Source organism: Erythrobacter sp. JB1-15 (assembly GCF_057365035.1).
In genome coordinates this window covers 1-13,696 of record NZ_CP200295.1, presented here as the reverse complement: position 1 = coordinate 13,696, position 13,696 = coordinate 1, and the positions used below count along the sequence as shown (strand labels likewise).

Genomic DNA, 13,696 nt, shown 5'->3' with positions numbered 1-13,696 from the left:
GCCGCCCACCAACCATCCGCCAGCCACCCGCTCCGCTCAATAAGAGTGGCTGCCTCCTTCGCCGTCTCCGTCGCCGTGATTGTGGCCTGCGCCGTCATGCGTGGCGCGCGTTGATCCGCCAGCATTGCCGCCCTGGCCGTTTTCCCACCAATAAGCGCGCCTGCCGCCAGTGCCGGTTGCGACCTCTGCCATGGTTTTCGCATCATACATGCGCCCGCCCAGCATAACGCTTTCGATTTTGTCGCTGTCGCGCACATTGGCGGTGGGATCAGCGGAAAGCACAATCAGATCAGCCAGCTTGCCGACTTCAAGGCTGCCCACATCCTTTTCCATGCCGAGCGATTGGGCAGGGTAGATCGTCGCGGTTTTCAGGGCTTCGACTGCGCTAAATCCGCCGCGGTAAAAGCTCCATATTTCCCAATGCGCGCCAATGCCGGGTTGCTGGCCGTGCGCGCCGATGGATACCTTGATCCCGCGATCTGAAATCTTCTTCGCCTCGCGCGCGGCATTGTCATCGACAAACGCCCAATCGGGCGCTTTCACGCGGCGTCCGGTTGCCGCGAGCAGCACTTTGGGCGGAGTGTGAATCATTAAAGGATGATCGAACACGTCTGTGGCCTGGCGCCAATAGGGGTCGCCCGCCAGCCCGCCATAGGTGACCGCCAGAGTGGGCGTGTAATTGGTGTTTGATTGGCCAAAGAATTGCAGCACGTCTTCGTAAAAGACATCGCCTGGCACATTGTGCTCCATCGTCGAATTGCCATCAGCGATCAGGTTCATATCCATCCCGAACAGCGATCCGCCCTCGGCCACCACCAGCATGTTTTCTGCTGCCGAAGCGCGCGCCACCATCTGGCGCTGTTCGCGGCGGGGCTGGTTGTAATTCTTGATCGAGATGCCGCCTTGCGCCTTGATCCGGCGAACATGGGCAAGCGCCTCTTCGTAAGTGTCGATCCGCGCATAGACGCTGGGCGCTTTCGCGCCGTAGACGATCTCTCCGGTGGAAAAGATGCGGGGGGCAAGCAGAGTGCCCGCCATCTGCCGCTCCGCCGAGGCGAAGATCAGGCTCGCATCGCTTGACGGGTTGTGCGTGGTCGTTGTGCCCAAAGCAAGATCCTGAATAAGGCTCCAATTCTGCTGGGGGATAAGCTCGCCCGTGCCGTGCGGGCCGTGATGGTGCGCATCGACAAATCCGGGCATCACCACTTTGCCGCTGGCATCGATCATGGTCGCGCCTTGGGGAATGTTCACATCGCCTGCCGCGCCAATCGCGGCGATCCGGTCGCCTTCAATCACGATCACGCCGTTATCGATGACGCCTGCGTCTTCTTTATCGAGGCCTGCTGCCATGGTGAGCACTTTGGCCCCTGTGATAACCAGCGTTGCGCTGGGAGCCGCTTTATTGACTGTGACCGCCATCGTAATGGCGCTGCCGGGCGTCTCGTAGCCGCCCTTGTCACCCTTGCCTTTGGGTGCGGAGGCGAAGAAATCGCTGACCTGCGCCTGTTTAAGGTTTGGCCCAAGCGACCAGAACAGGGTCTCACCCCCGCGCGCCCAGCCGATAAAATCCGCCCCGCCATCAGAAACCTTGGTGATGGGGATGGGGCCTTTTGCCTCGTTCACATCGACAGGTTTGCCCCCCGGTATCATCGGCATGGCGAACACTTCGTAGTTTTGGCGAAACGCAATCGTCTTGCCATCAGGCGCGATGCGGAAATCATTGACGAGGCTGCCGGTTGCATGGGTGCGCATCTTTTCGCCATCGAGATCAGCCGATTTGAGCGCCAGTTTCTCACCCGACCTTGCGACCATAAACACCCGGTCACCGCCTGCGCCAAATTGCGGGCTTGATCCTGAACGCGTTACCATCACCGGATCGCCGCCGCTTACCGGCTGGAGGTAAATGCCCGGATTTTCCGATTGCTCTGGCGCGGTAAGGTATCCGCCGGTGCGTTTTTCATACGCGATCATCTGGCCATCGGGAGACCATGCAAGGCTGGCATAATGGCCGGGCATGGGCGAAACCGTGCGCGCGTTCTGGCCATTGGCATCGGCCACCACAATTTCGCCAAGCCCCTTATCGCTCCAGCGGACAAAGGCGAGACGTGATCCATCGCGGCTGTATGCCGGGTATAGTTCAACCGTATCGCTCGCATCACCTGTCATAGGCCGCGCGCCATCGCGCCCGCGCGCCGATTTGGTGTGCAATTTGCCCAGCGTTTCAAACACAACGGTGCTGCCATCGGGCGATAGCGTGCCGAATTTGGCCATCTTGGTGGTAAACCGGTCAGGCGATACCTCGATCACCGGATGAGGCGCATCGGCGATGCCGCGCGTGTCTTTCACGGTAAAGGGGATGACCGCATGGTTTGCCCCGTCACGGTCCACCCGGTTAAGCTTACCGCCGGCCCAAAACACAATAGACGCGCTGTCAGGTGTCCAATCCATATTGGGGTAGACGCCGGTAACCGCCCAAGTCTCTTGCACATCCAGATCAAGCGCATCGTAGATCATCCGCTCGCGCCCCGATGCGATATCCTTGGTCCACAATTGCGAGCTATCCTTGTCGCGCCGGACAAAGGCGATCTGTTTGCCATCAGGCGAAGGGGCAGGGCGCACCGCGCCGCCATAACCGTCCACCGCTGTGGTCACTTCGCCTGTTTCAAGGTCGTGTTTCTCAATCGCAAAAATCCCTGCATTGGAATCCTGCGCATAAATAAAGGTGTTCCCGCCGGTTGTGTTGCGGGTGTAATAAATCGCTTTGCCATCGGGGGCGAAAATGGGTTCGCCCAGTTCCTTTTGCAGCGAAGTGTCGCGCCGTTCGACCACCTGCACGCCGCCGCCGCCCGATACGTGATACATCCAGATCTCACCCGTGCCGAGCGAACGCTGCGTGGTGAAATGCTTTTTAGCCGCAATAAAGCGACCATCGGGCGACCATGTGGGCTGGTTGAGCAGGCGGAAGCTTTCTTTCGTCAGCTGGCGTTTGTCAGACCCGTCCGCATTCATAATCCAGATATTGTTGCCGCCGCCCCTATCGCTCGTGAACGCGATGCGCGTGCCATCGGGCGAAAAGCGCGGATGCACTTCCCATGCCATGCCTTTGGCAATCCGCCGCGCGCTGCCGCCGGTGATGGGGACGGTGTAGATATCGCCGAGCATGGTAAACGCGATTGTCTGTCCATCAGGCGACACATCGACATCCATCCACGTGCCTTCGTCGGTTTGGATGGGGACTTGTTTGATCTTTGCCCCCTTAGGCGCCTCGATATCCCATGCCTTTTTGTCTGCGGCTGTGTGATCATCGGCCAAGGCCGCGCTGGCGCTGGCAAGGAAAGAACCCGTTAGCAAGACGGCTGCAAAGCGGCGTGTGCCAGAGAAACGTGTGGCGGAATGGCGCATGTGACAAACTCCCGTATAAGACCCCGAAACGAAGGCCTTACGGTCCGCGAAAGCGATTGTCACGATTTGCTGCGCGGTGACTGTGCGGGCCTGTACCATGGGGGCGCACGGCGTGCGGAGCGCGCGCGCTGGCTGGCGCGGATGGCCCCGCGCACTTGTGCATTGCAGCATAAATCCCTAGGCGCGTCGCGCAATCTCTTAAAGCGGTTTTGATCCATCCAAACCCGCGCGGCCCATTTTCAGGAAACGCCCCATGGTCCAAGACCGCTCTTTTGCAGCGACATTCAAACGCGATTGGCTCGCCCAGCCGCGCGCCGATATTCTGGCAGGCATCGTGGTGGCGCTGGCGCTGATCCCCGAGGCAATCGGTTTTGCGCTGATCGCTGGGGTGGACCCGTCGGTTGGCCTTTATGCCAGCGTTGCGATTGCAATGATTATCGCGCTGACAGGCGGGCGGCCCGGCATGATTTCCGCCGCGACCGCTGCGGTGGCCGTGGTGGTGGGGCCATTGGTGCGCGAACACGGGGTGGAATACCTGTTTGCCGCCACCATTTTGATGGGAATTTTCCAAGGGATTGCTGCCGTCCTGCGGCTTGATCTGCTGATGCAATTTGTTTCGCGCAGTGTGATCACAGGCTTCGTCAACGCGCTCGCTATCCTGATTTTTATAGCGCAGATACCGCAATTAAATCCGTGGAATGAAGGGGTTGGGCTGGAAACCTATATCATGGTCGCAGCTGGCCTTGCGATCATTTACGGCTTTCCCCGCATCACCAAGGTTGTGCCAAGTCCGCTGGTCGCGATCATCCTGCTGACAGCGGCGGCCGTGTACTGGAACCTGCCTGTCAACAATGTGGCGGGCGAGGGCAAATTGCCCGACGGCCTGCCATCCTTTGCTTTGCCGAATGTGCCGTTAACGCTCGAAACGCTGCAAATCATTGCGCCTTATGCGCTGGCGATGGCCGCGATTGGTCTGCTGGAAAGCCTGCTGACCGCGCAAATCGTTGACGATATGACGCACACCGACAGCAACAAACAGCGCGAAAGTGCAGGCCAGGGCGTTGCCAACATCGTTGCCGCTTGTTTTGGCGGGATGGGCGGCTGCGCGATGATCGGGCAATCGGTCATCAACATCGCATCAGGGGGCAGGGGGCGTTTGTCGACCTTTACCGCGGGCGCGTTTTTGCTGTTCCTGCTGACAGTGCTGGGCAGCTATGTCGGCCAAGTGCCCATGCCTGCGCTCGTCGCGGTGATGATTATGGTGAGCATTGGGACCTTCAGCTGGAATTCGATCCCCAATCTGCGCATTCATCCGCCGTCCAGCTCGCTGGTGATGATCGCCACCGTTGTGGTGGTGGTGTGGACGCACAATCTGGCGATTGGCGTGGTTGTCGGCGTGTTCATGTCAGGCATATTCTTCGCCAACAAAGTCCGCTCGCTTTTCACAGTGGAACGCGTGCGCCGCCCGCATTCAGCAGTGTATCACGTGACTGGCGAGATATTCTTTGCAAGCTCTGACAAGTTCCAGAACATGCTTGGTCCCGAAAGCGAAGAGGAAGACCCCGCCGATGATGTCATCATCGATGTCGCCAAAGCGCATTTCTGGGACATTTCCGCCATCGGAGCCTTGGAAAAAGCGGTTGACCGGATGCGCCGCAATGGCCGCCATGTGCGGATTGTGGGGCTCAACCGGGCAAGCGCCGATCTGGTTGACAAATACGCTCTGGAAGATCGCACCGGTCTGGAAACGGGCCTCGCGCCGCATTGATGCTTTTCGGCTTGTGAGTTGCAGGCCGCTATGCCACCCCTCTGCCGAAGAGGGAGGGATACATCATGACAAACCGCGCCGAGCTGATTTTCGATTTTGTCAGCCCCAATGGCTATCTTATCTGGTGGCCGCTGCGCGATCTTGTTCGGCGCACGGGCGCTGAGCTTGATATCACGCCTGTTTTCCTCGCCGGGATGCACAAGCTTACAGGCAATGCTCCGCCGATGATCCGTAACAAGGATGTCGCGGGAAAGGTCGAATACGATATCCTCGAAATGCAGCGCTTTATCGAAGCGCACAAGCTGACGAAATACCGGCTCAACCCGAAATTCCCGTTCAATTCGATCACGTTGCAGCGCATGCTTTTCGCCGCCGATCAGGACGGGCGCGGCGTTCAGTTCGTCGAGGCAATGCTGCCCGCGATCTGGGAAGATGCAGCTGATGTGACCGATCCCGATGTGCTGGGCAAAGCGGTGGATGCCGCCGGATTTGACGCAGCCGACTTGTTCGCGCGCAGCCAGACAGACGAAGTCAAGCAGGGCCTTGCGGGCAACACCGATCACGCGGTGGCGCGCGGGGCTTTTGGCATTCCCACCGTTTTTGTTGGCGAGAAAGACGGCAAAACCGAAATGTTCTTCGGCAAGGAACGCCTTGGCCAGATCGAGGATGAACTGACCAAAGCGTAAGGAGGCGCGCGGTGGACCATTTTCCGAAAAGCCCCGATGCCGTCACAGCCGATTGGCTGAACACCGTTTTGGCGCAGGGCTTTGCCGATCAGCCCGAAAGCCCGGTCCAAAGCGTCACGTTTCAGCCCATCGGCACCGGGCAGGTCGGCGACAGCGTGCGGTTCGAATTGCTTCACGCCGATGGTTCATCAAGCACTCTTGCTGGCAAATTCGCCGCCGCCAATCCAACCAGCCGCGCCACCGCAGCGATGATGGGACTGTACCGCAAAGAAGTGCTCTTTTACCGCGAGATTGCGGATGATTTGGCTGTGCGCACGCCGAAAACCGCCTTTGCCGAGGTGACAGGTGATGGCAGCGAATTTATCATCCTGTTCGAAGATTTGGGACCGGCGCGCATTGGCAATCAATTGGAAGGATGCAGCCTTGCAGAGGCGCGCGCGGCGATCTGTCAGGCCGCCGCTATTCACGGATCCAGCTGGCACAAGGACGCAGTGTTAAGCGCGCCGTGGCTGAAAACACCGCAGCAGGTGACCCAGCAAATCGATGCATTATACCCGCAGGCACACAGCGTTTTTCGCGAACGATACGCAGATAGCATTGAGCCGGAATTTATGGCGCTGTGCGATGCCATCGCCGCGCTGCCCAAATTGTCGGACATTCGCCTGCCGCGCTCCCCGGGGTGCCCCAATGCCTTGTCCATGGCGATCTGCGTCTGGACAATATGCTGTTCGATATCAAAGGCGGCGCACAGCCCATCGCTGTGCTCGATTGGCAGACGGTAACGGCGGGCCATGCAATGACGGATGTCGGATATCTGATGGGCGCTGGATTTGGCGATGATCTGCGCCGCGCGCATGAAGACGAATTGCTGGATCTGTACCGCGAACAAATGGCCGTGCACGGTGTGCATCTCACTCGCAGCGACATCGCGCGCGATTACGCCATCGGGGCGCTGCACGGGGTCAGCACAGCGGTGTTCAGCGCGGCCTTTGTTGAACGGACCGAGCGCGGCGATGCCAATTTCCTGTCCATGGCGCGCGGCGCGTGCGCGCTCGCGCTTGAGCACAATTCGCTGGCGGCATTAAAGGAGCAAAGCTGACATGGTTCTATCGCGCGGCGATGATTACCCCATTCACCAAACGCCTGAACCGGTTGCCTATTCCGGGACGGATCGCAATTTTTACGATCGCTATTTCTTCAACGGATATGCCCCTGATGGCAGCGGCTTTTTTGCGCTTGCATTCGGGGTGTATCCGCATCTCGACATTGCTGATGCGCATTTCAGTTTTATCCGCGGCACCGCTCAATATTGCCTCCATGCCAGCTGCGTTCTGGGAATGGAGCGTATGGCGCTGAAAGTGGGGCCGATTGCCATCGAAGTGATCCAGCCGCTTCAGCAATTGAAAGTGACGATTGAGGAATGCGAGGGGATCGCGGGCGAATTTATTTTCGATGCGCGCGCTGCTCCGATTGAAGAGCCGCGCTTTATCCACCGGATCGGTCCGCGCGCTTTTATGGATTACACCCGGATGACACAGAACGGGCGCTATACCGGCTGGATTTCACTGGATGGCAAGCGGGAGGAATTGGCAGCGGGGACGCTGGGCACGCGCGACAGAAGCTGGGGCGTGCGCCCGGTTGGCGCGCGTGATCAGCAGCCGATCCCAGGGGTTATGGCGCCCAATTTCTTCTGGCAATGGACACCTGTAAACCTTCAATCAGGATCGCTGTTCTTTCATGTGAACGCCGATACTGACGGCACTGCGTGGAACACGCGCGCGGCCTATGTTGCGGATGGCGGATTGCCCGGTGCAATCGCGGAAGGGACGGGCGCGTTAGCCTGCGAATTGGCCGCAGATACGCGCTGGCCCAGCGGCGCAGTGCTGGACTTTGATGTCGCAGGCGCGCCACAGCGCATCACGCTGACCCCGCTACGCAGGTTCCAGATGAAAGGCCTTGGCTACACTCACCCTGTCTGGGGCCACGGCGCTTACCACGGCGAGCTTGCAACCGAGCGGGAGGATTATGACCTTGAGGCGCTGGACCCTGCGGCACTTGAAAACCGCCACGTCCAGATGATCTGCGCGGTGAAAGCGGGCGAAAATGCGGAAAAACCGCAGGGTATCGGAATATTTGAACAGCTTATTCTTGGCCCCTATGCGCCGTTGGGACTTGAAAACTATTAGCCAGAAGGCTGCAAGAATAAGGGCTTAGTTTACTATCAATCTGATTTTTCAGCAGCATTGCGTGTTTATACGCGGGCAGCATTTATACAATTTGTAACAATCGCAAGATTTCCGGGATACAGCCGGGATTAAGGGCGTTTAGGCTCTTGTGACTGAAACCAGAATCGTTACCTTGGATCTTGTATGAAAGAACTGTTCCAACACGCCGCCACCACCGAAGGCGTGACCGTGCGTGTCGCGGTCAATTTCCTGCCGGAACAATCGCATCCTGATGCGGGTAAGTGGTTTTGGGTGTATCACATCCGCATTGAAAACGGCGGCTATGAAACGCTGCAACTGCGCACACGTCACTGGCGGATCACCGATGCGCGCGGCATGGTCAACCATGTCGATGGCGAAGGTGTGGTGGGCGAACAGCCGCTGCTCGAACCGGGCGAAAGCCACGATTATGTGTCCGGCTGCCCGCTGACGACGGCGCATGGATCGATGGAAGGGTTCTACACCTTCTTCCGCAAAGACGGCACCCCTGTAGAAGTGCGCATCCCCTTCTTCCCACTAGCCGCCCCCGAAACCGCCGAAGGACCATCGTCTGCGGCTTGAGCTTTGGGTGCGGATTGCACCTGTGTGCAATCCTTGGTGCCTGATCTCGCGTTTTTGTTTGTCCGCACCCCATCCGGGGTGCGAAATCCTCGCGCCTGACTGCGCTGCGACCGCCCGTCGGCGCTTATGCGGCGGAGCCAAGCGGGCCGGATGGCCCGCGCCCGGCGATTGAGGGACCAAACAAAAAACACCGCGAGCCGCAGGCCCGCAAGGCCGACCGGCCGCCCGCAGGTGCTCAAAGCCGGACGAAGCCAAGCTTTGAAACAGCGCCGAGGACGAAGGCGCGGATGCGCCTTCGTAAAACCAAAGACTCACCAAACATCAAACCAACAATCTTGCAGCGCACCGTCCAAGCGGTTAGGCCCCGCGCTGCTATGAAACGCACCCATCTCCCTTTGAACGCTTTGCGGGTTTACGATGCTGCCGCGCGGCATTTGTCGTTTACGCGCGCGGCGGATGAGCTTGCGGTGACGCCTGCTGCCGTCGGCCAGCAAATCCGCGCTTTGGAAGATCATTTGGGCGTTGTCCTGTTCCGCCGCACGTCCAAGGGGTTGGAGCTGACACCGGAGGGCGCGGCCGGCCTTGATCCTTTGCGCGAAGGGTTTCTGCGCTTTGAAGAGAGCGTGCAGGCCATGCAGGCGGGGCAATCTTCGGACCGCTATACCATTGCCGCGCCGCGCGAATTTTACGCCGAATGGCTCGCGCCGCGCCTTGCTGAATTTCAGTCTGGCACGCCGGGAGTTTTATATTCGTTTGTGGCGGATGAAAATGCCGATTTTACCGAGGCCAATCTCGATCTTGCGATCCGGCTGGTTGATGGACCGGGCGATCTGGAAGGTGTGCAACTCGCGCCGGCTGAGCGGGTGACCGTAACCGCACCCGATGCGCGAGAGGCGTGGATCGACTGGCCCGGTGCCGCTTTGCCTGAAGACGTAAAGCCGTGCATCAAAGCGGGCTCTGCAGGGCAGGCGTTGTCGTCTGCTTTATCGGGTATGGGCAAAACGGTGCTGCCGATGCCGCTGGTTGCCAATGCGCTGGAAAGCGGGGCGTTAACGGCGCTCGATGCGCCGCAGGAAAGCCGCCGCGCCTATTGGCTGGTCGCCCCAACACCGCAATGGCGCAGCAAAAAGGTGAAAGCCCTGGTCGCGTTTTTGACCGCCTGAGGCATCGCCCATACGGGCTTTACTCGCCCGCTTCGCTGTCTTTATCCTCATCCTCGCCTGCCAAACCCAGCAATTCGCGCGCGGAACTTGGCGCGTCATCCGTGCCCGCACCCGCACCCGCACCCGCACCCAAAGCCGCCTCGCATTGCTTGCCCGCCAGATAGCCTTTGAGGAAACTGCGCCGGGCAAAGCCTGCATTGATCGCCGCTTCCCATTTCTTCGCCTGAGCATTCGCGCCGGAAATCTGCCGCACTATCCCGCGAAACGGGATCAGCCCGCCCAGCATTTTGCCGCCCTGGTTTAATCCCTTGCGCAATAGGCCCGCTTCATCCGGCGCGCTGTCGGCATCGGGGCCAAGCACTTCGTCTAGCCGCGCAATCTCACCAAACACCGCTTGGCAATCGGGCAGCGCTGCAAGATCATAGGGCGCGGCCTCAGCAATGCGCAGGATGAGAGGGATATCCTTGCTGCGCAGGTTCAGATCGGCCATCGGCTGGGTCACAGCATCCAGCGCGGCATTGCCCAGATTGTCCTGCTGCGCGCGGTCCTGTGCGGATGCAGCGGCAGGCCAGAATGCAAGCAAAATCGCCGATGAAAGGGCCAGATACAGCGTCAGGCGAAGCGCCATAAACAAGGCCAGACGGCGGGCCAGCCTTAGAGTTAAAAACAGCGCCGGAGAATGGCTTTTCCCCGGCACAGAGCGCGCAAAAGCGGCAGCGGGAAACAGGTTTCCCCGCCCTGTCCCGCTGCCTGGCTGCCTAAATGCTGATCCGCGTTGCATATGCAGCAGCCCTATTTACTGTGCCGAGGCGATCAGCGTGCTCGCCCGCTCGGCATCGGCCATCATGATGCGGCCCTTATCGACTTTGCCTTGCGCTTTATCGACGGCGGCCTGCGCAGAGGCAGCGCGCTTTTGCGCTTTGGCCAGATCCTTGGCCGCATCATCGCGGCGCTCTTCAAATTTGCGCCAGTCTGATGCCGCGCTGTCCAGTTGCTCGGCCCATTTCGCGGCTTCGGACGCGCTGACAGGGCTGGGGCGAGCGATCAGGCTGTCAAAGGTTGCCCGCGCATTGTCCGCCCGGCTTTGCGATGTGTCGCGCAGGTCTTGGGCGTTCACCACAGCGGCGCTGTATTTAACCAGATTGCGCTGCGATTTTTGCAGATCGCGCAGACCTTCAGCTTCGAGCGTATTGCCGCGCTGCCAGTCTTTCTGAAACTCGCCCGATACGACGATTTCGCTTGTCACGGGCGCGGTCTCTGCGGTGTTCGCCAGCGCGATGTTCGGCGCGGTAAGCGAAGCGAGGGCGAGGGTGGAGGCAATAAGGAAAGTTTTCATTGTCATGCTCCTTGGTCGAAGTGGCTGTGTGTTGCAGCCTCTCTAGGTGCGAAAAATAATTTAGAGAAACGCGATTGTCTGAATTATAAATTTGGATTATCCAAAGTGAATGGACATCACAGCCTTTCAAACCTTCCTCGCTGCGGCCGCCACGGGCAGCTTTGCGGGCGCTGCTGCGCGCGTGAATGCCAGCCCATCAAGCGTGACCGAACGGATCAAGCAGCTTGAATATCGCCTCGGCACTGCGCTGTTCATCAGGGACAAGCGCGGGTGCCAGCTGACATCGGCGGGTGAGCGGTTTCTGGCCCCCGCACGCCAAGCGGTGCGCGCATGGGAACTCGCCCGGCACGAGGTCGCCCTGCCAGAGCGGTTTGACCATTCGCTCAGCTTTGGCGGGCAGTATTTCCTGTGGGACCGATTGCTTTTGCGCTGGCTCGACGATGTGCGCGGGGCGATCCCCAATCTGGCTTTGCGGGTCACGGCAGGGGCATGGGCGAGGCTCAACCGCGACATCGCCGAGGGTGAGCTGGATGTGATCGTAGTTCACGATCCGGTCTTTCGCCGCGATATTGCCGCGCAAAAACTGTTTGATGACAGGCTGGTGCTGGTAACAGCAGGCGATCCAGCGGCGTGGAAAGAGGATTTTGTGCGGATCGATTGGGGCCGCAATCTGGGGCTGGAAATAGCCTCGCGGTTAGGGATAGCGCCAGAGGCAGGCCTGGTGCTCGATCTGGGACAAAGATCCGCGCGCTGGCTGATCGCAAACAGCATGGCAGGCTATGTGCCAGAACGCTTGGCAGAGCCCTTTGCGGCATCAGGCGAGCTAACCCGTATCGACAAAGCGCCCGATTTCGATTTTCCCGCCTATGTGTGCTGGCGGCGCGATGTGGATGAGAATGTGGCAGAGGCTTTGGTGGAGAGCTTGCAAGCGGCGGCGGGGTAGGTGCGGGGATACGGGCTTGGGTGTGCGGTTAACGTGATGTGCTGTTATGCATACTGACCCTACAGTGGCCGTGGTACCTGACTCCAAAAATTTGACTCACACGCGCGAAAGAAGCTGGTTCCACATTCTGACGATTTGACCGATTTCTCGCCATAGGTTTCCGAAAGCTGTCATTTGGTTGGCGACCCAAAGGCGGACGCCGGAAAATTCTCGTTTTAGAGTGACTTCAAACGTTCGTGTCTGTCGGCCTCGCATTCAGAGTGGTCATTGATCGCAGCCATGACTTGGCACCCACCAACTTTGCCGCCTTGGCAATTCTCGATCATGCGTTTTAACTCACGCTCTAAGGCTTCAAGCTGAGTAAGCCGCTTTTGCACTTCAAGAAGTTGCTTCTGAGCGATTGTGTCTACAGCTAAACAGTCTTGATCGGGCTCGGTCTGCAATCCAATCAAATCTTTGATTGCTTCCATCGAGAAACCAAGGTCACGGGCATGCCTGACAAATGACAGGCGCTCCACATCAACGCTACCGTATATTCTTTGACCGCTCGCGCTGCGCTCTGGAATGCCCATCAAGCCGATGCTTTCATAATAGCGAATGGTGGTCACTTTGACGTTTGCGGCGTTAGATAGACGGCCGATTGTCATTGGTTTCATAAATATGTGCTTTTCCCGCTTGCCTCTACAGTCGCTGTAGACCGTATCACCTACATCGAATCATTTTCAAGTGAGTGAAACGATGACCAAACCTTTCCATAATGGGCCTACAAAACAGACCCAAAGGCTCTATTTTCCGCCACTCGTGCAATTCGCCATTTATGGCATTGCGAGTTACTTTTTGGCGGTGAACATCCCATTCCTAGCCATCCAATCCACAGTATTCTTTTGGCTATCGGTGCCGTTGGTTCTGGCTGGCTCGCTAGTGCTGCTATTGTCTGTAAGATCATTCACAAGGGCGGGGACAACGGTAAATCCGATTGAACCCGAAAAGGCGGAGCGGCTGGTAACAACAGGTCTGTATCGCTTCACGAGAAACCCGATGTATCTCGGCATGCTGTTCGTCCTACTTGGTTTAGCCTTCGCCTTACAGAACATCGCCGCGCTTGGCGGGGCATTGCTTTATGCACTTTCCATGACCGTCTTTCAGATCATTCCGGAAGAGCGTGTTCTTGAAAAGAAGTTCGGAAATGCCTTTGCCGCATATCGCAAGCAGACACGGCGTTGGCTATAGGAGCAACACTGATGATCAACCTTCCTTCGTCAACGCCTTGGATATTATTTGGCGTATCGGCCTGCGCCATTTCCGCGATAGTCATCCTGTCTGCATTTGCGGCCTTGAGTCGTAAATTCAAGTTCTTCCCGCCACCGTCAAAAGAGGGTTGGCAGCACCGAACCTTCATGACGCTGTTTCGCCTGTTTCTTTATCCACTGGCGGCGCTTTCGCTTCTATTTTTCGAGCCTGTGCCTCCCGCGTCCTCCTTCCCGCAATATTCGATTGGCACTTTATTGGTGGTGATTGGGTTCTCGCTTGCTTTCTGGGTCACTTTCCAGATGGGCTGGCGCAATGCCTTTGGCGAAAAGCATGGCCTCAAGACCCGAGGCTGGTTCAGCGT

The 13,696-nt window shown here is 58.4% G+C and carries 14 protein-coding genes; 10 read left to right on the top strand and 4 right to left on the bottom strand.

What is annotated here, in order from left to right:
* Positions 1-36: 36 nt before the first annotated feature.
* Positions 37-3,402 carry an amidohydrolase family protein gene (locus AC0V6L_RS00070; protein WP_486152013.1) on the bottom strand — a complete coding sequence of 1,122 codons (3,366 nt, stop codon included), beginning with the start codon at positions 3,400-3,402 and terminating at the stop codon, positions 37-39.
* Positions 3,403-3,655: 253 nt separating this feature from the next.
* On the opposite strand from AC0V6L_RS00070, the gene AC0V6L_RS00065 reads away from it, so the two are divergent.
* The 7 genes from AC0V6L_RS00065 (at position 3,656) to AC0V6L_RS00035 (ending at position 9,805) form a co-directional block, all read left to right on the top strand.
* Positions 3,656-5,170 carry a SulP family inorganic anion transporter gene (locus AC0V6L_RS00065; RefSeq protein WP_486152011.1) on the top strand — a complete coding sequence of 505 codons (1,515 nt, stop codon included), beginning with the start codon at positions 3,656-3,658 and terminating at the stop codon, positions 5,168-5,170.
* 65 nt (positions 5,171-5,235) lie between these two features.
* Entirely contained in the window at positions 5,236-5,856 is a 621-nt protein-coding gene (locus tag AC0V6L_RS00060) for a DsbA family protein (RefSeq protein WP_486152009.1), read from the top strand.
* 11 nt (positions 5,857-5,867) lie between these two features.
* Positions 5,868-6,638 carry a hypothetical protein gene (locus tag AC0V6L_RS00055; protein WP_486152007.1) on the top strand — a complete coding sequence of 257 codons (771 nt, stop codon included), beginning with the start codon at positions 5,868-5,870 and terminating at the stop codon, positions 6,636-6,638.
* Positions 6,536-6,955 carry a phosphotransferase gene (locus tag AC0V6L_RS00050; protein WP_486152005.1) on the top strand — a complete coding sequence of 140 codons (420 nt, stop codon included), beginning with the start codon at positions 6,536-6,538 and terminating at the stop codon, positions 6,953-6,955. The genes AC0V6L_RS00055 and AC0V6L_RS00050 overlap by 103 nt, the downstream gene beginning before the upstream one ends.
* A gap of 1 nt (position 6,956) precedes the next feature.
* Positions 6,957-8,042, top strand: coding sequence for an Rv3169 family protein (locus tag AC0V6L_RS00045; RefSeq protein WP_486152003.1), 1,086 nt, complete (start codon positions 6,957-6,959; stop codon positions 8,040-8,042).
* Between the two features lie 183 nt (positions 8,043-8,225).
* Positions 8,226-8,642: a Co2+/Mg2+ efflux protein ApaG gene (apaG, locus tag AC0V6L_RS00040; RefSeq protein WP_486152001.1), complete on the top strand. Its 417-nt coding sequence runs from the start codon at positions 8,226-8,228 to the stop codon at positions 8,640-8,642.
* Between the two features lie 374 nt (positions 8,643-9,016).
* A complete protein-coding gene (locus AC0V6L_RS00035; RefSeq protein ID WP_486151999.1) occupies positions 9,017-9,805 on the top strand; it encodes a LysR family transcriptional regulator in 789 nt (262 codons plus the stop codon).
* 19 nt (positions 9,806-9,824) lie between these two features.
* Here AC0V6L_RS00035 and AC0V6L_RS00030 read toward each other — a convergent pair whose 3' ends face one another.
* Positions 9,825-10,586: a hypothetical protein gene (locus AC0V6L_RS00030; RefSeq protein WP_486151997.1), complete on the bottom strand. Its 762-nt coding sequence runs from the start codon at positions 10,584-10,586 to the stop codon at positions 9,825-9,827.
* A gap of 15 nt (positions 10,587-10,601) precedes the next feature.
* Positions 10,602-11,141 (bottom strand): hypothetical protein, encoded by a 540-nt coding sequence (locus tag AC0V6L_RS00025; RefSeq protein WP_486151995.1) that lies wholly within the window; start codon positions 11,139-11,141, stop codon positions 10,602-10,604.
* Positions 11,142-11,250: 109 nt separating this feature from the next.
* On the opposite strand from AC0V6L_RS00025, the gene AC0V6L_RS00020 reads away from it, so the two are divergent.
* Entirely contained in the window at positions 11,251-12,084 is an 834-nt protein-coding gene (locus AC0V6L_RS00020; RefSeq protein ID WP_486151993.1) for a LysR family transcriptional regulator, read from the top strand.
* A gap of 215 nt (positions 12,085-12,299) precedes the next feature.
* Here AC0V6L_RS00020 and AC0V6L_RS00015 read toward each other — a convergent pair whose 3' ends face one another.
* Complete coding sequence (locus AC0V6L_RS00015) at positions 12,300-12,740, bottom strand: MerR family transcriptional regulator (protein WP_486151991.1); 441 nt, start codon at positions 12,738-12,740, stop codon at positions 12,300-12,302.
* A gap of 82 nt (positions 12,741-12,822) precedes the next feature.
* Here AC0V6L_RS00015 and AC0V6L_RS00010 point away from each other — a divergent pair, with 82 nt between their 5' ends.
* Positions 12,823-13,314, top strand: coding sequence for a methyltransferase family protein (locus AC0V6L_RS00010; RefSeq protein WP_486151989.1), 492 nt, complete (start codon positions 12,823-12,825; stop codon positions 13,312-13,314).
* A gap of 11 nt (positions 13,315-13,325) precedes the next feature.
* A partial coding sequence (locus AC0V6L_RS00005) for a hypothetical protein (protein ID WP_486151987.1) occupies positions 13,326-13,696 on the top strand: 371 nt, incomplete at its 3' end.